The following is a 20,668-nucleotide window of genomic DNA, read 5'->3' as shown; positions in this document are numbered from 1 at the left end:
ACGTCTAGAACTTGCTCGGAAGGCGATCGGCCTTGCGGCTGCGCGGATCGTCCGGGTCGAGCACGGGATCGGAGGCAAAGGACCCTGAAGACGACGAGGAGTCAGAGGAATCGCCAAGGAACATCCATAGGCCAACGAGGACCACCGACGCAACCAGAGCGGCGATGCCCCATTTGAGGAGTGCCGGCCTTTTCTTCTTTGGCTCCGGTTCGGCACCAAAAGCTGCCGGATCGCCCATCTCTGCGCCACCCATGGCTGGGTCGCCCATCGCTGGATCACTCATGGCTGGATCGCCCATGTTTGGGTCCATCATGGCCGCATCGCTGCCCATCGCCGCGTCACCCCTCCCAGCGTCACCCATGGCCGCGTCGCCACCCATGGCGGCGTCCTCGAAACTCGCATCCTCGCCCTGAAGCGGCAGCGCACCCTCCGGCGGATAGGCTTGTGGCGGCTGCTGGTAGGCGGCGGGATTGGGCACTTGTGGCTGCGGTACGCCTTGAGGGCCGTTCGACCAAGCGGGAGCCGCCGGGGCTTGTTGCGGTGGCTGCCCAGGGGCGCCAGGCATGCCGGCATGCGGCGCTTGCGGTGCACCGCCGGGCCAATTCGGCGCCAACGGCGTTTGGGGATGCGGCGCTTGCGGTTGAGGTTGGGCCGGGCCGTTCTGCCAGCCCGGTTGGCCCGGCGCTGCTTGCGGCATCCCTTGTGGCTGAGGTTGAGGCTGGCGTTGTGGCTGAGCGGGAGCCGCTCCGCCAAGAGCCGCATCCCCGCCCGCTTGAGGCGGCATGACGGGGACGTCCGGCACGGGCTTCGGTCCCAACTCCACGACGCCTGCTTCGATCTGAGCGTAGATGCGCCTTAGCAGCGGCCGCGTGTCGAGGTTGAGAAGCGAGCCATAGGCGTTGACCACGCGGGCCGTCTCCGGCCAAGGCGGCAAGGCATAAATCGCGCCCTGTTCAAGCGCCTGAACCACCTCGACGGGGGTGGCGATCCGTGCAGCGAGGTCTGCTTCGGTCAGGTTGCTGCCAGTATTTTTACTTATGGCAACCCTGAAATCCTGAAACAGATCGGCCACTTCCGCATCATAGCCGGCTGGCATACTCATAAATCCCGTGAATACGAAGACGCTGCCGCCCCATAATCGGCGACGCGTTTACTGGCACCCGCTACAGCCGAGCAACTAGAGCTCGGCCGACCCCCCTCTTGCGATCCTTGGCTTAACACAAGCCCAATGGCCGTGTGTTTGCAAGTCTTGGCAAGATTAGCATATCGGCGGACCGGTGCCGACCACCGTCCGAAGCAGAAAAACTCATGCTTGGACGCCGTTTTCCGCGGCAAAACGCTTCAAGTCCTCGCGTAAGGAGGTCTCTCCTCCTGCCAGTAGCGCATCCAGCCGCTCAGCCAATTGGCCCGCGTCGAGCGACAGGACCATCGCCTTGATGGGCCCCACAGATGCCGGCGCTACGGAAATCGACCGGAAGCCGAGCCCGATCAGCGCCATGGCCTCCAGCGGCCGTCCGGCCATTTCCCCGCAGAGCGTGAGCGGCGTGGCGTGGCGCTCCGCGGCCTGCGCGATCTGCCGCAACACCCGGAGCACGGCGGGGCTCAAATTATCGAAGCGGTCGGCAACGCGTTGATTGCCCCGGTCGGCCGCATACAGAAACTGCACGAGATCATTGGAACCGACAGAGACGAAGTCCGCCAATGGCAGAAGATTGTCCAACTGCCAGAGCAGCGCCGGCACCTCGATCATGGTGCCGACCTTGAGCTTCGACGGCTCCGGGCGCCCGTGCTTCTTCAGAAGCGCGAATTCCTTAGCGATCAGCGCCCGTGCGGTCTCCAACTCCGAGACATCCGAGATCATCGGCAGCATCACGCGCAGCTCGCACCCCTGCGCGGCGCGTAACAACGCCCGGATCTGGGTGCGGAACAGCGCCGGCCGGTCCAGCGCCATGCGGATGGCGCGCCAACCGAGCGCCGGGTTCTCCTCCGCGCCTGCACGGAAATACGGGATGACCTTGTCGCCGCCCACGTCGAGCGACCGGAACACGACCGGCCGATCGCCCGCGGCGTCCAACACCGACTTGTAAAGGCGCGTCTGTTGATCGAGCCGCGGGAAGGTGGACGAGATCATGAACTGAAGCTCGGTGCGGAAAAGCCCAATTCCGTCGGCGCCCGACTGATCGAGATGCGGCAAGTCGAACAAGAGGCCTGCATTCATGTGCAGCTCCACGCGCTGATCGTCCAGCGTCACAGCGGGCACGTCGCGCAACGCGGCGTACTGCGCCTGACGCCGCGCGCGGAAACGCACCTTGTCGCTATAGGCCGAGACGACCTCTTGCGTGGGCCGCAAATGCAGTTCGCCGCCCTCGGCATCGAGGATCGCCGCATCCCCCGGCTCAACCGCCTCCACCACACCCCGGCATCTAGTGAGCGCCGCGAGGTCCAGCGCCCGGGCCAGGATCGCCACATGGCTGTTCGCGCCACCCTCCTCCAGCACCAGCCCGCGCAGGCGCTGCCGGTCGTAGTCGAGCAGCTCTGCCGCACCCATAGTGCGGGCGATGACGATGGCGTCCTCCGGCAGGTTTCCAGTCGCCGCCGTCTCCGTGCCGCCGGACAAGAAACGCAGCAACCGGTTGGACAGATCGTCGATATCGTGCAAGCGGTCGCGGAAGCGCTGATCGGGTATACGCAGCATGCGCGCGCGGGTGTCGTTGCGCACGCGCTGCACGGCCGCCTCTGCCGTCAGCCCCGTCGCCAACGCCTCGTCGAGACGGCGCCGCCAACCATGGTCGTGCGCGAACATGCGGAATGCTTCCAACACCTCGTGGTGCTCGCCGGCGCGGGCAAGGTCGCCCCGTTCCATCATCTCGTCGATCTGGCCGGTGAGATCCTCGATAGCCTGTCCCAACCGCCGCCGCTCCAGCTCCGCGTCGTCGCCAATCAGACGGGTGACCACGATGCGGGGCTCATGCAGCACAATGTGGCCGAGCGCGACGCCCTCGGAGATGGGCTTGCCGGTAAAACGCACACTTGAGTCGCGGCGCGTCTCTTCGGTGACCTCGTCGGAGATGATGCCGCCCGAGGCAAGTGTCTCGGCAATCACCATCGCCGTGGTCTGAAGCGCCTCGACCTCTTCATCGCTGTATTGGCGCATGGTGCGGTTCTGCACCGTGAGCACGCCGACCGTGTGCCCGCCGCGCAGGATCGGCACACCGACAAAGGAGTGATAGATCTCCTCGCCCGTCTCCGGCCGGTAGGAGAAGGCCGGATGATGCTGAGCATCGGCAAACTGCTTCGGCTCGGCCTGTTCGGCGACTAGGCCGACCAGTCCCTCGCCGGGCTTGAGGTGCGTGCTGTGGACCGCTTCGATGTTCAGGCCCTCGGTGGCCACGAGTTCGAGCGAGCCGTCGCGCCGCCGCAAATAGAGCGAGCACACCTCCGCCACGATGTTGGACGCGATCAGCATCACGACCTTGTCGAGGCGAGCCTGGGCGCTCACGTGCTCGGCCATCACCTCACGGAGGCGCCGGAGCATCTGTCTTGGAGCACCAACTGACGGAGCCATAGTCTTCAGTCCTCGCTGCCCGCCTTTTCCCGGCGGACCCGAGCCTTCCCGATCTTCACAGACCAGATTAGCCTTTTTTGGCGTCTACTAGCTGTCTAGCCCGAATAGAGAATGCAAGGTTCGCACCGCAAGTTCGGCATAAGCCGCATCGATCAATACGCTGATTTTGATCTCCGAAGTGGAAATCGCTTCAATATTGATACCTTTTTCGGCAAGTGCGCTGAACATCTGGGCGGCGACGCCGGCATGGCTTCGCATACCGACACCAATGGCCGACACCTTGGCGATGTCCGTCGATCCGCGCAGATCCAGATAGCCGATCGTGTCCTTGGCCTTCTTCAGGACCTCCAGAGCGCGATCGAGATCGGCGGACTGCACCGTGAACGTGAGATCGGTCGAGCGGCCGTCCTCGGAGACGTTCTGCACGATCATGTCGACATTGATATGTGCGTCGGCCAAAGGACCGAACACCCGGGCGGCGACGCCCGGCTTGTCGGCCACCTTGAGCAGCGTCACCTTGGCTTCGTCCCGCGCATAAGCAATTCCACTGACGACGTTCTGCTCCACGATCTCATCCTCATGGCAAACAAGTGTTCCAATCCCCTCGCCCGTCTCGGCATCGCCCTTGGCGACGATATCGGGCGCATCGAAGCTCGAACGCACCAGCACGCGCACGCCCTTTTGCATGGCGAGCTCGACGGAGCGCGTCTGCAGCACCTTGGCCCCTTGCGAGGCCATTTCTAGCATCTCCTCATATGAAATGCGGTCCATGCGGTGCGCCTTCGGCACCACGCGGGGATCGGTCGAATAGACCCCGTCCACGTCGGTGTAGATGTCGCAGCGATCCGCTTGAAGCGCCGCGGCGAGCGCGACCGCGCTCGTGTCCGAACCGCCCCGGCCGAGCGTGGCGATGCGGTTGCCAGGCGCAATCCCTTGGAAGCCCGCGACCACGGCGACCTCACCCTTCTGGATAGAGGCTTTGAGCGCGCCGACATCGATGCCGGTGATGCGCGCGGCACGATGGGCGGTGTCCGTGTGGAGCGGAATCTGCCAGCCCTGCCAGGACCGGGCCTTGACGCCCATGGCCTGGAGCACCAGCGCCAAAAGGCCCGACGTCACCTGCTCGCCGGAGGACACCACAGCGTCGTACTCACGCATGTCATAATGAGCAGAGGCCTCGCCGCCATTCTGGCTGCGCTCCTCATAGCCCCAGGCCTCCTCGACGAGAGAGACAAGCTGGTTAGTCTGCCCGGCCATGGCCGAAACCACCACCGCGCAAGCGTTTCCGGCGTCCGCCTCGCGCTTGATGTGCGTGGCGGCGTTGCGGATACGCTCCAGATCGGCTACCGACGTGCCGCCGAATTTCAGGACCAGCAAGGACATGACTGCTCACAACAAGAGGGCCGGCGCCCTTTTTGGCCCGGCCAGGAAAATCCGGCTCTTTCATACTGTTTAGGGCGCAACGCCGCAACATGGCTGTCTTGACAGGCTGGCGCTTGGGCCGGCCAATGCGAGCCATGACAGCCGCCCCCGACAATGCCGCCATGCTCGACGGCGACGAGGTTGCCCGCTTTGCCAAGCTCGCTGGCGAATGGTGGGATGAGACCGGCCCCTTTCGCCCGCTGCATCGGATCAATCCCACCCGCCTCACCTTTATCCGCGACCGGCTCTGCGCGCATTTTCAGCGCGATCCGAAGGCGGTTCCGAGCCTCACCGGCCTTTCGGTGCTCGATATCGGCTGCGGCGGCGGCCTGGTCGCCGAGCCTTTGACCCGGCTGGGCGCGACCGTCACAGGCATTGACCCGGCGGCCGAGACCATCGAGGCCGCCAAGACCCACGCGCGGGGCGCGAGGCTCTCGATCACCTACGAGGCCACAACCGCGGAAGCCCTGGCGGATGCGGGACAGAGCTTCGATGCGGTTCTTCTGCTGGAGGTGGTGGAGCATGTGCCCGACGTGCCGGCGTTCCTGAAGCGGATCGCCCCGCTCGTCGCGCCAGGCGGAATGATGATCCTCTCCACGCTGAACCGTACGCTCAAAGCCTATGCGCTCGCCATTGTCTGTGCGGAGTATGTCCTTCGGTGGCTGCCCGCCGGCACCCATCAATGGGATCGCTTCGTGCGGCCCGACGAGTTGCAGACAGCGCTGTGTGGTGCAGGTCTCGAACTCGCCAACACCACGGGCATGGTCTACGACCCGCTCGCGGATGAATGGAGCCTGTCGACCGACACGGACGTGAACTATTTCGCCGCGGCGACCCGCGCCGCTTGAGCCTTCTCGCCTAGAAGCCGTTGTTGCGGCGGAACCAGCGGCGCCGTTGCCGCGGTTGCCGTTGCTGGCGCGGTGGCGAGTCGTAATAAGGCCTGAACAGACGGCGGCGCTTCCGGTAGACGGGCGGCTGCCGCTCCTCGTAAGAGCCATAGCGATCACGATAGCGGCGCCCGTATTCGGGATAGCGGTCGCGCGGCGGCTGCGAGACCTTGTATTCGCCGCCTGGCGTCACGCCGACCAATTCCACTTGGGTGTTCTTGAGGCCCGCTTCCTTGACCAAGTTGAAGAACGTCTCGGCGTTCTTGGGCGATAGACGCACGCAACCATGCGAAGCCGGCTTGCCGAGTTTCTTCGTTTCATTGGTGGCGTGGATCGCGTGTCCCTTCTTGGTGAAGAACACCGCATGCGGCATCGGCGCATTGTCCCACTGCCGGCTATACCAAATCTTGTTCATCGAGCTGGCGGTAAAGTTGCCCGACGGCGTGGAATAGCCGCCAATGCCCGTCGAGACCTTCCAGGTATGCTGCTCGACGCCATCGACGAAGACGGTCATCGACTGCGTGCCCTTGTCGATGCTGGCTACGACCTGGGGCTTCGCGTTGACGACTTCGTTCGCGTCGTCGCCTTCGACGGTCTCGATCCCGGGCTCGCCGTTCGGATAGACCGGCTCCGGCTGCGCGGTGACACTGTCATCCTGTGGGCCGGCAAGCGTGTCAGCATCGACGTCGAGATCTAGAGCGTGCGTCGGCTCTGCATGAAGCGGGCTTGCGAGCAGAACTGCGAACAGCCCTCCGGCGATCAGCTCAAAAGACAGATTTCGAAGTCGGAAAAGATTTGAGAGGCGCATCGTTCGTTCCCTGCTTTACACGCAAACCACCGCCCGACAGCCTCAATATAGGGGGCCAACAAGGCTTTACCAGGGCGCCTGGCGAGAAGTGATTCTCCTTATAGGCCAAGGGCCCAAACAACAGGTTACCCCGAATGCCCGTCGGTCAGTCGTGCTCCTCCGGCAGCTTGGGCAACGGCAGAACGGGAATTCCCTCTTTGTTCAATGACGTAGCCTCATCCGACGTCGCTTCACCGTAGATGTCCCGTGCCTCCGCTTCCCCGTAGTGGATCTTGCGGGCCTCATCGGGGAACTTTTCCCCGACATCGTCTGCATTGGCCTTCAGATGCTCGCGCAGGCCTCTCAGGATGGCAAAGCTCTGCTTCTGCTCCGGATTTGCAGGCAATTCGGGCGCCTCGGCGGCCGTCTGGTCTTGGTTCTTTCCGCGGCCCCGCACGACCGCCGGCGCCATGGGCGCCTTCCGCACCGCCGCACTTCCGCAGGCCGGGCAGCGGATGACCTCGGCCTCGATCTGCTCGTCATAGGACGCGCCGGACGAGAACCAAGCCTCGAAGCTATGGCCTTCATCGCAAGAGAGCGCAAAGCGGATCACGATAGTTCCTTTCGTACAAAGTCGGGCTCGTCCCCAGCCGGCTCGATCTCGAACGGGCGCCCATGTTTGAGTGCGGGGATGGCCGCCCGCGCCTCGTCGGACCGTGCCAAGTCGATCTCGGCGAAGATCACGCAAGGGTCCCCGCCCGCCTCGGCCAGGATGTCGCCCCAGGGCGACACGATCATGCTGTGTCCGTATGTTTCCCGGCCATTCTCGTGCAGACCGCCTTGGGTGGCGGCCAACACGAACGATCCCGTCTCGATCGCCCGTGCCCGTAACAGCACATGCCAATGTGCCTGACCGGTCTGCTTGGTGAAGGCAGCAGGAATGGCGATGAGGTTGGCGCCGGCCGTGGCGAGCGCACGATAGAGCGCGGGGAACCGCAGGTCATAGCAAACGGTCATGCCGAGTCGCCCCCATGGCAGATCGGCAACGACCGCCTTGGAACCGGGCGCATAGTATTGCGACTCACGATAGCTCTCGCCACCTGCTAGGTCGACATCGAACATATGCAGCTTGTCGTAGCGCGCGGCGATCGCGCCTTTGGGGTCGATGAGAAAGGAGCGGTTGGCGACGCGGGTGTCGTCGGCCTGGATACCGAGCGAGCCCACATGCAGCCAAATCCCGAGTTCGGCCGCAAGCGCGCAGAAGACCTGCAAGGGCTCACTCGATGCTTCGGGACTCGCCTGCGCCAGCACAAGCGCCGGCTCAAGCTCCATGAGCGCGGTGTTCTCCGGCGTCTGCACATATTGGGCGCCCCCGCGCGCGGCCTCGCGGATCAATGCTTCGGCCGCTTCCAGATTGGGCGCGATGGTCCGGCCCGCCCGCAACTGCACAAGGGCGGCGCGGAACCGCCGGTCTGAGGGAATGCTCATTGGTATCTCATCGTCCGAGGCTGAAGCGTCTCAGGTCATCGTAACTGGCCCGATAACCGGCCTGGCGCAAGGCCAAACCCTACGCCCACACCTAGATCACAAAGCCGGCTCGACGGCCCGGGCAAGCACCACGACGTCCACGCGCGCGGCCTTGGCCCGTCTCAACACCCGCGCGCAAGCCTCCGCCGTGGCGCCCGTGGTGATGACATCGTCCACCAAGACGATGCGCTTGCCACTGAGTGTGAGCTCACGCGCACCATCGACTTTGAAGGCACCCGCCATGTTCTTCTTGCGCTGCTCGGCCGTGAACCCAACTTGGCTTGCCGTCTGCCGCACGCGTTTCAAGGCGAAGCAGTCGACGGGAGTGCTCGTGTGTTTCGACAGCTCTTGGGAAAGAAGCGCTGACTGATTGAACCGGCGCCACCACAGCCGCGAGTGGTAGGGCGGCACGGGCACGATCAAATCGGCGTCTTCCAGGAGTTGGGCCCGCCGCGCGCAAGCCACCAGCCGAACAGGCCAAGCCCCTCCTGGCGGTCGCGATATTTGAAGCTTTGGATCAGATCGCGCATGGTCCCAGAGTAGCGCGCCACGGCCCGCGCGCGGTCGTAGGCCGGCGGCGAGGCGATTGCCGCCGCCGACAGCAAAGGCCCGCCGGTATCGGAAGGCCCACTGTATCGAAAGGCAGCGGCACACCGAGGCGGTCGCAGATCGGAGGCGCTATGAAATCGATCCCCGCGAAACACGCCCCGCAGACTAGCCCGTGCCTGCTGACGCGCGCACGGCAGGCGATGCAGACCGGCCGCAGCAAGAGGTCCAGGCCGACACCGAACGCCGCGCGCCAGGAATGGCTCCGCCGGAACTGGGCTTCGCTCATCGACATCGGACCTATGATACAGCGTGACGGTGAGCACGGGAAACACGCAAGCCTATGACAATGAATGACCAGGCCCTCTTCGACCGCACTTTGCTCCGCCGGCGCCGGGCCCGCTTCGCCCATGAGATCACCGAGCGCGAGGCCCTGATTGCCCATGTGGCGCGGGAGATCGCCGAGCGCGTGAGTCTGATGCTGCGGGAGTTTCCCTTAGTGCTCGATCTCGGCGCCTATCACGGCTTGCTCGGCCAAGCGATCGCCGCGCTGCCCTCCGTCGGCGAGGTTGTCTATGCGGAGAGCACGTTCGCTTATGCAGAGCAGTGTCCGCGTCCAGCGCTGGTGTGCGACGAGGACCTCCTGCCGTTCAAGGACGCGAGCCTCAACCTGATCGTTTCGGGGCTGGCCCTTCACCGCGTCAACGATCTTCCCGGCAGTCTGATCCAGATCCGACGCGCGCTGGCGCCAGACGGTCTGTTCATGGCTGCGGCCTTAGGCGCGCGCGCGCTGATCGAACTACGCGAAGTGCTGATCGAAGCGGAAGGCGAGATAACGGGCGGCGCCTCCCCGCGCGTCTCGCCCTTTGGCGACGTGAGCGCCTATGGCGCGCTTCTGCAACGCGCAGGCTTTGCCCTGCCGGTGGCGGATTCAGAAATGCTGACCGTCACCTATCCTTCGCCGCGTGCGTTGATGCGCGAGGTGCGTGCGCTCGGCGGCGGCAATGTGCTGACGGCGCGCAGTAAGGCACCCCTGTCGCGCCGCACGTTGGGGCGCGCGGAGGAGCTCTATCGCGCGCGATACGGAACGCCCGACGGAAAGGTCACCGCGACCTTCGAGTTCGTGTTCATGAGTGGCTGGGCGCCGCATGAAAGCCAGCAGAAACCGCTGAAGCCCGGCAGCGCACAAGCACGGCTCGCGGATGCGCTCCACACCGAGGAACGCCCGGCCGGCGACAAGGCGTCGTTCGGCACATCGGCCGATGCGAAAGGGAAGGGCTAGCTGGAAAAGGCGTTGGCGACGCGCTGGAACAGGCCCGTGACACCCTCGCCCAGAGCAGCGACAGCTCCGATGATCACGATACTGAGCATGGCTGCAATGATGGCATACTCGATGGCCGTTGCGCCCGACGGCTCAGACGCAAAGCGGCGAGCCTCGGCGACAAACCGTGTCTTGAAGTCTGCGACCTTTGTCGTCTCTGCCGTCATCGCTCTTCTCGCCACAGTTTCAAAAGACGCGGCAACGTCTCTTTCAGCGGTTCGTCCGCCGGGGGCATGGCATATCCGGACAACGCATTCGGCCCTACCCAGGCAACTGCTTGCCCCTCACGCGGGACCACGGTTCCCTGCCAGCGCCGGCAGCCAAATACCGGCATAAGCAGATGAAACTCCGTATAGGGATAACTCGCAAAAGTTAAAGGAGTGAGTCCTGCAACCGACATCGTGATGCCGAGTTCTTCTTCCAGCTCGCGGATGATTGCATGTTCCGGCGTTTCACCGGGCTCGACCTTCCCGCCTGGGAACTCCCAGAGACCCGTGAGAGCCTTGCCTTCCGGACGTTTCGTGAGAAGGAGACGCCCCTCCACGTCAATCAGCGCGCAGGCCACGACAAGCACGACAGGCTTTGTCGTCCCATCTGCCATCTTGGTTTACGACCGGTAATCGGCGTTGATGGCGATGTACTCCTTGGTGAGATCGCAGGTCCACATCGTATCCTGCGCGGCGCCGACACCGACATCGACGGTGATCTCGATCTCCGGCCCCCGCATATAGGCGGCAGCGTCCGATTCCACATAGTCCGGTGCGGCTTCGCCATCCTTCGCGACCTCGATGTCGCCGAAGCGGATCGCAAGCTTGTCGCGGTCCGCCGCCTCGCCAGCTTTGCCAACGGCCATGACGATGCGTCCCCAATTGGGGTCCTCGCCGGCGATCGCCGTCTTGACCAAAGGCGAGTTCGCGATCGCCTTCGCGATGACGCGCGCGGCCGCCTTGGTTTCCGCACCCGTGACAGTCACCTTGACGAACTTGGTTAGCCCCTCGCCGTCCTTGACGATCTGGTGCGAAAGATCGCGCATGAGCGCGGCCAAGGCCGCGCGGAAATCGTCGAGGCGCGGATCATCGCCGTTCGCAATACGCGGGCAGCCACGCTTCGTAGCAGTGCCCGTCGCGAACAGGAGCACCGTGTCGCTGGTCGAAGTGTCGCTGTCGATGGTGATGGCGTTGAAACTGTCCTCGACGAGCGGCGCTAGAATCGCGTGCAGCGCGCCGGGCTCAATTGCGGCATCAGTGAATATAAAGGACAGCATGGTCGCCATGTCGGGCGCAATCATGCCTGCGCCTTTGGCGATGCCGTTCAGCGTGATGTCTACGCCATCGATCTTGCATGTGCGGGTCGCAAGTTTGGGGAAGGTGTCCGTGGTCATGATCGCCTGCGCCGCCGCCTCATAGCCATCCGGCGTCGCGCTCCGCGCAAGCTCGGCGAGACGGGCCACGAACTTGGACGGCTCCAACGGCTCGCCGATCACCCCCGTCGAGGCGATGTAGACGTCGGCGTCCAGGCAGTCGGCGACGTCTGCGGCGGCGTGCGCCGTCTCCTTCACCGCCACGGACCCACGCATGCCGGTGAACGCATTGGCATTGCCGGAATTGACGACGAGCGCGCGCGCCATGCCATGGCGCAAATGCTCGCGGCACCATTCAACGGCGGCAGAGGCGGTCTTCGATTGCGTAAGAACGCCCGCCACCGTGGTCGCCGGCTCGAACAGCGCCAACAACAAGTCGGTGCGTCCCGCATAGCGGATTCCGGCGGCGCACGAAGCCATGCGCACACCGTCAATCGGCGGCAATTCCGCTAGGCGTTCTGGCGCAAAAGGCGAGATCTTGGCCAAGGCTCACCGCTTGGAGCTTAGTGGTCTTCTTTGAACTCTTCGTCAGGCAGCGGAGGCGCCTCGCCGCGCAAGGCGGCATCGTCCATGGACCGCTTGATCTTAGGATCGACAATCTCGATCTTGGCCGAATTGCGCAAGCCGGAGACGACCGCCTGCGCCTTCTGCGTCACGAGCTGGGTCAGGATGGCCTGCTTGACGTCATCGAAGTTCGGCGGCTTCTGGTCGCGCTTGTCCTCGACCTTGATGACGTGCCAGCCGAACTGGGTCTCTACGGGATCGGAAATCTTGCCCACGTCGAGCGAAAAGGCCGCTTCCTCGAACGGCTTCAGCATCTGACCGCGGCTGAAATACCCGAGATCGCCACCCTTGGCGTTCGTGTCCTTGGATAGCTCCTCGGCCACCTTCGCGAAGTCGTCGCCTTTCTCCAGGCGCTTCTTGACGGCCTCCGCTTCTTCCTTGGTGGCAACCAGAACATGCCGGGCATGCACTTCCTGCGCCGGTTTCATGCCAGCGAGCTTCTCGTCGTAGATCTTCTTGGCGTCGGCGTCCTTCACCGCGCCCGTGATGCTCGAGTCGAAATACGCATCGCGCAGCGCGCGCCGCGTGTGATATTTGACCCGCGCATCGAAATTGTCGGCCTTGTTGAGCTTGTCCTTCTCGCCGGCGGCGGCCATCAGCTCGTTCTCGATGACAAATTGCAGCAGCACGCGCTGGCGATCGTCCGGGCGGAAACTGCCGAGCCGCGGTCCCACCTCCGAAGCGGCGAAGTCGAGATCCGATTGCTTGATTTCGACACCGTTCACCCGGGCAATGACCGCGTCTTCGGCAGCGGCGGCGAACGGAACGAGAGAGACGGACGCTGCCAGAAGCAGCATGGCTGACCAAATTTTCACAGGATGAATTCCTCGTATTCTGCCCGTCCGTGTCGCGCCGGCGGGCCGGTTGGGTGCTTTCCCCGCGCCATGTTTAGCCTTGGGCCCGCCCATTGCCAAGCGGGGGAATTGACCGCACCCCATTTATTCTATATTTCTGGACATATGGACACACCAATCGCTCTAACTGCTCTCGGCGCCCTGGCTCAGGAGGGCAGGCTGAAGGTCTTCCGCCTTCTCGTCCGCGCCGGAACCGAGGGAATGGCGGCCGGCGACATCGCCCGCACGCTTCAGGTCCCCCACAACACACTGTCATCCCAGCTCGCTATCCTGTCGCGCGCTCAGCTGATCCAATTCCGAAAAGATGGCCGCTCGATGATTTACACGGTCGACCTGCAAGGCACGCGAGCCCTGCTGTGTTTCTTGGTGGAGGATTGTTGTCAGGGAGAGCCATCCGTTTGCTCGCCGCTGATTGAGTCCGCCCTGGCTGGTTGCTGTGCAAGCCAAGGAGGAAATGCCTCATGACCGCCCCCAACAAAAATGAGCCGCTCAACGTGCTCTTCCTATGCACCGGCAACTCGGCCCGCTCGATCCTGGCGGAGTGCATCCTGAACCGCGAGGGCCGAGGCAAATTTCGCGCCTACAGCGCGGGCAGCATGCCGACCGGCGAGGTGAACCCCATCGCACTCGGGCTCTTGCGCAAGTTGAATTATGAGGTTTCGGGCCTGCGCTCGAAGTCCTGGGACGACTTCGCCGGACCCGACGCGCCCGAGTTCGACTTCGTATTCACGGTCTGCGACGACGCCGCCAATGAGGCCTGCCCGGTCTGGCCGGGGCAGCCCATGACGGCGCATTGGGGCCTGCCGGATCCAGCCAAGGCCAAGGGCACCGACGCCGAGCGCGGCCTGGCCTTCGACGACGTCTACCGCATGCTCCACCAGCGCATCTCGATCCTGGTGAGCCTGCCGCTCGATAGCCTCAGCAAGCTCGCGCTCCAGGAGCATCTCGACCAGATCGGCAAGACGGGGCAATCCGCCAAGGAGCCCGCCTAGAGACCCGCCTTGCCCTCCGCGTCGCGTTGACAAGGGTAAGGGCGCCTCTTATGTCTCAAACGCGTTGATCCCCGGCATTTTTCGTCAATTTCCCAAGAGGTTTGGCGAGCATCGACCGGGGATTGCCGCACTCAAGCAGCCAGGGACCTTGAAGGGCTTTACCTAAGCCCCACTTGGCCTGGCTCACCCCATACGAGGCTTAAAGATCGCGATGCTTTCCTTCGGCACTCTCGCCACCAAAGTCTTCGGCTCCTCCAACGAGCGCAAGCTCAAGAAATATGCGAGCGCGGTCGAGACCATCAACGCACTGGAGCCCGAGACCGCCGCGCTGACCGACGAACAGCTGCGCGCGCGTACCGATGAGTTCCGCAAGCGCCTGGCCGACGGCGAGACCCTCGACGACCTGCTGCCCGAGGCGTTCGCCACCGTCCGCGAGGCCGCTAAGCGTACGCTGGGTCAGCGTCATTTCGACGTGCAGCTTGTCGGCGGCATGGTGCTGCACGAAGGCCGCATCGCCGAGATGAAGACCGGCGAAGGCAAGACACTCGTCGCCACGCTTCCCGTCTATCTCAACGCGCTCGCCGGACGCGGCGTGCATGTCGTTACCGTCAACGACTATCTCGCCAGCCGCGACGCCGCCTGGATGGGCAATGTCTACGAGTTCCTCGGCCTCACGGTCGGCACCATCGAGCACGCTCTCGACGACATCCAACGCAAAGAGCAATACGCCTGCGACGTCACCTATGGCACCAACAACGAATACGGCTTCGACTATCTGCGCGATAACATGAAGTACGCGGACACCGAGATGGTGCAGCGCGGCCACTTCTTCGCCATCGTCGACGAGGTCGACTCCATCCTGATCGACGAGGCGCGCACGCCGCTGATCATTTCCGGCCCGCTCGACGACCGTTCCGATTTCTACACCACGATTGACGTCTTCATTCCGGAACTTGTCGAAGAGGACTACGAGCTCGACGAGAAGACCCGCAGTGTGACGCTGACCGAGGCCGGCAACGAACATGTGGAGCAGCTTCTACAAAAAGCGGGCCTGTTGAAGGGCGACTCCCTTTACGACGTCGAGAACGTCAGCGTCGTGCATCACGTCCAGCAGGCCTTGCGCGCGCACAAGCTGTTCCTGCGCGACCGCGACTACATCGTGAAGAACGACGAGGTCGTCATCATCGACGAGTTCACCGGCCGCATGATGGCGGGCCGGCGTTATTCGGAAGGCCTGCATCAGGCGCTGGAGGCCAAGGAGAACGTGGCCATCCAGCCGGAAAATCAAACGCTCGCGACCATCACCTTCCAGAACTTCTTCCGTCTCTACGACAAGCTTGCCGGCATGACCGGCACTGCCGCCACCGAGGCCGACGAGTTCATGGACATTTACGGGCTCGAAGTCGTCGAAGTGCCGACCAACCGGGAAATGATCCGCAACGACGAGGACGACGAGGTCTACCGCTCCGCGAACGAGAAGTACCAGGCGATCGTCGAGCTCATCAAGGACGCCAAGAAGCGCGGGCAGCCCATGCTGGTCGGCACCACGTCCATCGAGAAATCCGAACTGCTGTCGGAGGTCCTCAAGAAGGACAAGGTCGTCCACAAGGTGTTGAACGCGCGCTACCACGAGCAGGAGGCGCATATCATTGCGCAGGCCGGCGTGCCGGGCGCGGTGACCATCGCCACCAACATGGCCGGGCGCGGCACGGACATTCAGCTCGGCGGCAACGCCGAGATGCTGCTCGAGGACTGGCTGGCCGAGCAGAAGGAAAAGAGCAAAGAGCCGAGCCCCGCCGACGTTGAAAAGAAGCGCACCGAGATCGCCGAGAGTGTCGAGGAGAAGAAGCAGCGGGCGCTGGACGCCGGCGGCCTCTTCGTGATCGGCACCGAGCGTCACGAAAGCCGGCGCATCGATAACCAGCTCCGCGGCCGCTCCGGCCGTCAGGGCGACCCGGGCCGCTCGCGATTTTTCTTGTCGCTCGAGGACGATTTGATGCGCATCTTCGGCTCCGAGCGCATGGATGGCATGCTTCAGGCGCTGGGCTTGAAGGACGGCGAAGCCATCGTCCATCCCTGGATCAACAAGGCGCTGGAGAAGGCGCAAGCGAAGGTCGAAGCGCGCAACTTCGATATCCGCAAGAACTTGCTCAAGTTCGACAACGTGATGAACGATCAGCGCAAGGCGATCTTCGAACAGCGTCTCGAACTATTGGGCGATGCCGATCTCAACGAGACGGTCGCCGAGATGCGCCGCTCCGTGGTCGACGACATGGTCGAGCGGCACATTCCCGAGAAGTCCTATGTCGATCAATGGGACCTCGACGGTCTCAAAGAGGCCGTGCACAACATCTTCGATCTTGATTTGCCCGTCGCCGATTGGGCGGCCGAGGAAGGCATCGGCGAAGGGGAGATCCACGGGCGGATCATCAAGGCCACCGACGAGGCTGCGGCGAAAAAGGCAGCGGAATTCGGACCGCAGATGATGCGCCAATTGGAGCGCGGGATATTGCTGCAAACCCTCGACGGGCTGTGGCGCGAGCATCTGGTGACGCTCGAGCATCTGCGCCAAGTCATCGGCCTACGTGGCTATGGCCAGCGCGATCCGCTCAACGAGTTCAAGGGCGAGAGCTTCACCCTGTTCGAGCAATTGCTGGGGCGCCTGCGCGAAGCGGTGACCGGACAGTTGATGCATGTCGAGCTTACCCAAGACGAGGAAGTTCCGCCGCTCGAAGGTGCCGAACTCCCGCCCATGGAAATTCACCATCTCGATCCCAACACCGGCGAGGACGAGTTCGCGCTGGAAGGCGCCAGCGCGGGGCCTGCCGGCGGCGCGGCAGCCAAGCCTGCACGCACCCGGAAGCCCGCAGCGGCCGCCGTGGATCCCGCCAACCCCGCCACCTGGGGCAAAGTCCAGCGTAACGCGCCGTGCCCTTGCGGCTCCGGCAAGAAGTACAAGCACTGCCACGGCACCTATAGCTAGGCGCATCGGCCCGCACTAAGAGTTGAACGCCCTCGGCACCGCTGTCCGGGGGGCCATGAGGGGGACGTTCGACACTCATGACGCTCGATCAAGCGCTCGCCTTCGCCGTCGTCATCGGCATGATGGCGCTCTTCATCTGGGGGCGCCTGCGCTACGACGTGGTGGCGCTGCTGTCCCTCCTGGCCGCGATCGCCACAGGGATCGTGCCGCCGGACAAGGCGTTCTCGGGCTTCAGCGACGACATCGTCATCATCGTGGCCAGCGCGCTGATCGTCAGCGCCGCAGTCGGACGCTCCGGCGTGATCGAACGCGTCGTGCGCATGCTGGGGCCCTATCTCACGACCGTGTACCGTCAGATCGCCGCGCTGGTCGGCGCCGTGACGGCGCTCTCCGGCTTCGTCAAGAACATCGGCGCACTTGCCATGCTGATGCCCGTCGCGTTTCAGGTCGCGCGGCGCACGGGTACCTCGCCCTCCTCGCTGCTGATGCCCATGTCGTTCGGCGCACTCCTCGGCGGCACCGTGACGCTGATCGGCACCTCGCCCAACATCATCGTGTCGCGCTCGCGCGAGCAGATCGTCGGCGAGCCGTTCCACATGTTCGACTTCGCGCCCGTCGGCGCCAGCCTCGCCGTGCTGGGCTTCGTGTTCTTGCTGTTCGGCTGGCGGCTACTGCCCAAAGACCGCAAGGGCACCGTCTCCATGGACGCCGCCTTCAACCTCTCCGGCTACACCACCGAAGTGACCGTGCCGGAGGACTCCCCTGCCGCGGACATCACCGTCAAAGCGCTTGAGGATCTCGGCGAGGGTGAAATCGAAGTCATCGCCATGGTGCGCGACACCAAGCGGCGTTTCGATCCGGCAGGGAACACCGTCATCAAGGCGAGCGACGTCGTTATCTTGCGCGGCGAGCCGCAAGCCCTGGAGCGCATCGTGGCGCTGGAGAAGCTGACGCTGATCCAGGACGAGGAGCATCGCGAGACCGACACGCCGGCCGACGCAATCGGCATCATGGAAGCGGTGATCACGCCCGACTCGCAATTGATCGGGTCTTCGGTCGGCCAGCTCAAACTCCCCGAACGTCATGGGCTCACACTGCTTGCGGTCAGCCGTACCGGACGCCGCATCGCCAATCGCTTGCGCACCGTGAAGCTCCGCGCCGGCGACGTCGTGGTGCTGCAGGGCGATCTTTCGGACATGCCCGAGACGCTTGGCGAGTTGCATCTCCTGCCGCTCGCCGAGCGCGACTTGCGCATCGGCCGTCAGGGCAGCCTTATCCCCGTCGCCGTACTCATCGCCGCAATGGTCCTCGTCGCCCTCCATCTGGTGCCGGTGGCCACCGCGTTTTTCGGTGCGGCGGTGATCCTGCTGCTCGCGCGCTCTTTGAGCCTGCGCGAGGCCTATGACGTGGTCGAGTGGCCGATCCTCGTCATGCTCGGCGCGCTGATCCCGGTGAGTGATGCCTTGCGCACAACGGGCGGCACCGACCTCATCGCTGCCTGGCTCTCCGAAACGGCCTCATCGCTGCCGGTCTATGGCGCGTTGCTCTTGCTGATGGCGGCCGCCATGGCGGTGACGCCCTTCCTCAACAATGCCGCAACCGTTCTCGTGATGGCGCCTATCGCCGCGACGTTCGCCGCCAATCTCGGCTATAGCCCCGACCCGTTTCTCATGGGCGTGGCCATCGGCGCGGCCTGCGACTTCCTCACGCCCATTGGGCATCAGTGCAACACGCTGGTATTGGGCCCCGGCGGTTACCGCTTTGGCGACTATTGGCGGCTGGGCTTACCGCTCTCGGTGCTTGTGCTGCTGGCCGGTACGCCGCTCATTCTGTATTTCTGGCCGGTCTGACCTTACGAATTACCGCCCGTCTTAGGCGGGCAGCGTTCCTCGACCAGGCTGTTGAACGTCTGAAGCGAGCCCTTCTCGAACACGTAACGCCCCTCGCACACGCTGACGGCAGGCGGTACGAGCGTTTTCTCGAACAGGTCGTGGCCCTTTTTCAGGTTGGCCCAGAACCCACTCCACTTGTCGCCCCGGCGCAAGTGCATGTTGCGCTCCGTCATGCGGAACGGAAAGGCGTGCACGGGGATGCGCGCCTGCCCGTTTTCGAGCGCTGTGGTGACAAATGTCCAGAGTTCGTCCACCACCTTATGCGTCACCGCATAGCAGCCGACGGATGCACAGCCCCCATGCACCATGAGGAAGGAACCCGTGCGGCCCCTCCCGCGGTCATACACGTTGGGAAAGCCGAGATTGAACGATAGATGCTCGATGCTGTTGGGATTGAGCGCGTCCTTGTCGACCGTGTAGAAGCCCTCCGGCGCTTGCCGGTCGCCTTCCTTCAGCTTCGGCCCCAAACGCCCCGACCACATGCAAATCGGATACGTAGCAAAGTGTTGGAAGCGCCCGTTCTTCTGCGTCCACACCTCAATCTCCGATTCCAGCTTGTAGATGCGGATGTGAACCGGATCGCCGAGGCTCACCCCCTGCTCGGCAAGGCGCGAGGAAAAGCGTGAGAGATCCGGCGTCCCCGGCAGCGGCTTGCCGGCCCGATGCAGCGACTTGTACTTCGCGCGATCCAGATTGATGTAGGCGCGATCGAGAAACTGCCGGCCCTCAGGGGTGAACAGGAAATACGCGCCGCCCGCGAGCGCCGCGAAAAAAAGCCAGACGAGGAGGTGCCGCAACATCGTCGTTCATGAGCCAGAGGAAATGGGCCAGACGATGGAGTATAGCGCCGCTTACTTCTTCTTTTTGCTCTTCTTGCTAAGCGTCTTCTTTTTGCTCTTCTTGCTAAGCGTCGGCGTTGCCGGTCCCAAGGTCATCGCCCGGTAGGTCGGCGTGATCGAGCCGAAGCTCAGCCCCATGACGCTGCCGAGCGGCTTGGAGAGCGAGGCGTGCGACATGTTCGGCGCCTCTTTCGGGGGCTTGAAGGCCACCACCGGCAGCTTCTCATAACGCGGGCAGGAGCGCCGCGGGTGGGGATGCTTGCCGTCAGCGAAGGTAGCGTTGACCACGTAGCGCTTGCCGCATACGGCGAGCGCCGGCGCCAGCCGCGTGGTTTCGAAGAAGTCGTAGCCTTCCTTCAGGTTCTTCCAGAACGTGTACCAATCGTGCTCTTTCTGCGCCGCCAAATTGGCCTTGGTCATGCGGAACGGAAAGGCGTGCACTTGGAACTTCTCTTGCCCGCCGGCGAACGCCTCGCGCGCGAGGACATAGATCTCCTCCATCACCGCGTCGGTCATGGCGTAGCAGCCCGAGGAGGTGCAATCGCCATGCACCATCAGATTGGCCCCCGTGCGGCCGAACGAGCGGTCGTAGGCGTTGGGGTAGCCCATGTTGAAGGCGAGGTAGTATTTGCTCTTCGGATTCATCAGGTCCTTGTCGACCAGATAGAACCCTTCAGGCGCCTGCCGGTCGCCCTGCTTCAGCTTGGGCCCGAGCCCGCCCGAATAGGCACAGATCGGATAGGTCTTCAGGTGGTAGTAGTGCCCGTCGTCCTTTTGCTTCCAGATCTCCAGCTCTGACTCGGCCTTGAAGATGCGGATGAGAATGGGCTGCTGCTCGGTCATACCCTTCGTGCCAAGGAGCATGGCGGTCCGCGCCGAGAGCGGCTTCATGTAAGGCGGCGAGAACTGGCCACAGCCTCCGAGCGCGGCCACCGCGGCGACCACGCCCCCAAGAAGTACGGCCGTGACAAACTTCGAACGAAGCATCGCAGGGCCCCTCGCGCACCCCGACCAAGATCAAGTTAGGTTGGTTAACGAAACGTTAGCGCGAGCACCCTACACCCCCACTACGCCCCGGATTTCCTCGATTTTGGCCATACTATACGCTTGCCGATATCGAGTTGGCCTC

At 63.7% G+C, this 20,668-nt stretch carries 21 protein-coding genes; 6 read left to right on the top strand and 15 right to left on the bottom strand.

Annotation, left to right across the window (positions count from 1 at the left end):
* Positions 1-4: 4 nt before the first annotated feature.
* The 3 genes from ABY454_RS03550 to ABY454_RS03540 form a co-directional block, all read right to left on the bottom strand.
* Entirely contained in the window at positions 5-1,102 is a 1,098-nt protein-coding gene (locus ABY454_RS03550) for a helix-turn-helix domain-containing protein (protein ID WP_372928795.1), read from the bottom strand.
* 204 nt (positions 1,103-1,306) lie between these two features.
* Positions 1,307-3,565 (bottom strand): phosphoenolpyruvate--protein phosphotransferase, encoded by a 2,259-nt coding sequence (gene ptsP / locus ABY454_RS03545; RefSeq protein WP_372928794.1) that lies wholly within the window; start codon positions 3,563-3,565, stop codon positions 1,307-1,309.
* Positions 3,566-3,652: 87 nt separating this feature from the next.
* Positions 3,653-4,948, bottom strand: a complete 1,296-nt coding sequence (locus tag ABY454_RS03540) for an aspartate kinase (protein WP_372928793.1) — start codon at positions 4,946-4,948, stop codon at positions 3,653-3,655.
* A gap of 134 nt (positions 4,949-5,082) precedes the next feature.
* Between ABY454_RS03540 and ubiG the strand changes: the two genes are divergently transcribed.
* Positions 5,083-5,835, top strand: a complete 753-nt coding sequence (gene ubiG, locus ABY454_RS03535; protein WP_372928792.1) for a bifunctional 2-polyprenyl-6-hydroxyphenol methylase/3-demethylubiquinol 3-O-methyltransferase UbiG — start codon at positions 5,083-5,085, stop codon at positions 5,833-5,835.
* A gap of 10 nt (positions 5,836-5,845) precedes the next feature.
* On the opposite strand, the gene ABY454_RS03530 is transcribed toward ubiG, so the two are convergent.
* The 6 genes from ABY454_RS03530 to ABY454_RS03505 form a co-directional block, all read right to left on the bottom strand.
* The gene (locus ABY454_RS03530; protein ID WP_372928791.1) at positions 5,846-6,682 is read right to left on the bottom strand and encodes a L,D-transpeptidase; all 837 of its coding nucleotides are present in this window, start codon (positions 6,680-6,682) and stop codon (positions 5,846-5,848) included.
* A gap of 145 nt (positions 6,683-6,827) precedes the next feature.
* A complete protein-coding gene (locus ABY454_RS03525) occupies positions 6,828-7,274 on the bottom strand; it encodes a DUF1178 family protein (protein ID WP_372928790.1) in 447 nt (148 codons plus the stop codon).
* Complete coding sequence (locus tag ABY454_RS03520; protein WP_372928789.1) at positions 7,271-8,149, bottom strand: carbon-nitrogen hydrolase family protein; 879 nt, start codon at positions 8,147-8,149, stop codon at positions 7,271-7,273. The genes ABY454_RS03525 and ABY454_RS03520 overlap by 4 nt, the downstream gene beginning before the upstream one ends.
* Positions 8,150-8,245: 96 nt before the next feature.
* Complete coding sequence (locus tag ABY454_RS03515) at positions 8,246-8,605, bottom strand: ComF family protein (protein ID WP_372928788.1); 360 nt, start codon at positions 8,603-8,605, stop codon at positions 8,246-8,248.
* Positions 8,606-8,607: 2 nt separating this feature from the next.
* Complete coding sequence (locus ABY454_RS03510; protein ID WP_372928808.1) at positions 8,608-8,793, bottom strand: hypothetical protein; 186 nt, start codon at positions 8,791-8,793, stop codon at positions 8,608-8,610.
* Positions 8,706-9,023 (bottom strand): double zinc ribbon domain-containing protein, encoded by a 318-nt coding sequence (locus ABY454_RS03505; RefSeq protein ID WP_372928807.1) that lies wholly within the window; start codon positions 9,021-9,023, stop codon positions 8,706-8,708. The genes ABY454_RS03510 and ABY454_RS03505 overlap by 88 nt, the downstream gene beginning before the upstream one ends.
* Positions 9,024-9,083: 60 nt before the next feature.
* Here ABY454_RS03505 and ABY454_RS03500 point away from each other — a divergent pair, with 60 nt between their 5' ends.
* Positions 9,084-10,016, top strand: a complete 933-nt coding sequence (locus tag ABY454_RS03500) for a class I SAM-dependent methyltransferase (protein ID WP_372928787.1) — start codon at positions 9,084-9,086, stop codon at positions 10,014-10,016.
* Here the strand turns inward: ABY454_RS03500 and ABY454_RS03495 are convergent.
* From ABY454_RS03495 to ABY454_RS03480, 4 genes are read right to left on the bottom strand one after another with little or no spacing between them, the layout of a single operon-like run.
* Entirely contained in the window at positions 10,013-10,222 is a 210-nt protein-coding gene (locus tag ABY454_RS03495) for a Flp family type IVb pilin (protein ID WP_372928786.1), read from the bottom strand. The two genes, ABY454_RS03500 and ABY454_RS03495, sit on opposite strands and share 4 nt — an antisense overlap.
* Positions 10,219-10,656, bottom strand: coding sequence for a (deoxy)nucleoside triphosphate pyrophosphohydrolase (locus tag ABY454_RS03490; RefSeq protein WP_372928785.1), 438 nt, complete (start codon positions 10,654-10,656; stop codon positions 10,219-10,221). Before ABY454_RS03490 ends, ABY454_RS03495 begins: the two co-directional genes overlap by 4 nt.
* Positions 10,657-10,662: 6 nt before the next feature.
* Positions 10,663-11,901, bottom strand: a complete 1,239-nt coding sequence (gene argJ, locus ABY454_RS03485; RefSeq protein WP_372928784.1) for a bifunctional glutamate N-acetyltransferase/amino-acid acetyltransferase ArgJ — start codon at positions 11,899-11,901, stop codon at positions 10,663-10,665.
* 17 nt (positions 11,902-11,918) lie between these two features.
* On the bottom strand, positions 11,919-12,794 hold the full coding sequence (locus tag ABY454_RS03480) for a peptidylprolyl isomerase (RefSeq protein ID WP_372928783.1): 876 nt from the start codon (positions 12,792-12,794) through the stop codon (positions 11,919-11,921).
* A gap of 144 nt (positions 12,795-12,938) precedes the next feature.
* Between ABY454_RS03480 and ABY454_RS03475 the strand changes: the two genes are divergently transcribed.
* The 4 genes from ABY454_RS03475 (at position 12,939) to ABY454_RS03460 (ending at position 18,658) form a co-directional block, all read left to right on the top strand.
* A complete protein-coding gene (locus ABY454_RS03475) occupies positions 12,939-13,298 on the top strand; it encodes an ArsR/SmtB family transcription factor (RefSeq protein WP_372928782.1) in 360 nt (119 codons plus the stop codon).
* A complete protein-coding gene (locus ABY454_RS03470; protein WP_372928781.1) occupies positions 13,295-13,825 on the top strand; it encodes an arsenate reductase ArsC in 531 nt (176 codons plus the stop codon). The genes ABY454_RS03475 and ABY454_RS03470 overlap by 4 nt, the downstream gene beginning before the upstream one ends.
* A gap of 211 nt (positions 13,826-14,036) precedes the next feature.
* A complete protein-coding gene (secA, locus tag ABY454_RS03465) occupies positions 14,037-16,808 on the top strand; it encodes a preprotein translocase subunit SecA (protein WP_372928780.1) in 2,772 nt (923 codons plus the stop codon).
* A 77-nt stretch (positions 16,809-16,885) separates the two neighbouring features.
* Complete coding sequence (locus ABY454_RS03460) at positions 16,886-18,658, top strand: SLC13 family permease (protein WP_372928779.1); 1,773 nt, start codon at positions 16,886-16,888, stop codon at positions 18,656-18,658.
* A gap of 2 nt (positions 18,659-18,660) precedes the next feature.
* Here the strand turns inward: ABY454_RS03460 and ABY454_RS03455 are convergent, their stop codons facing one another.
* Both ABY454_RS03455 and ABY454_RS03450 read right to left on the bottom strand, forming a co-directional pair.
* Positions 18,661-19,500, bottom strand: a complete 840-nt coding sequence (locus tag ABY454_RS03455) for a hypothetical protein (RefSeq protein WP_372928778.1) — start codon at positions 19,498-19,500, stop codon at positions 18,661-18,663.
* Positions 19,501-19,551: 51 nt separating this feature from the next.
* A complete protein-coding gene (locus ABY454_RS03450) occupies positions 19,552-20,526 on the bottom strand; it encodes a hypothetical protein (RefSeq protein ID WP_372928777.1) in 975 nt (324 codons plus the stop codon).
* Positions 20,527-20,668: the final 142 nt, after the last annotated feature.

This window comes from Methyloceanibacter sp. (assembly GCF_041573655.1).
GTDB lineage: Bacteria > Pseudomonadota > Alphaproteobacteria > Rhizobiales > Methyloligellaceae > Methyloceanibacter.
The sequence above is the reverse complement of the archived record's forward strand: the minus strand, read 5'-3'. Positions and strand labels throughout refer to the sequence as shown.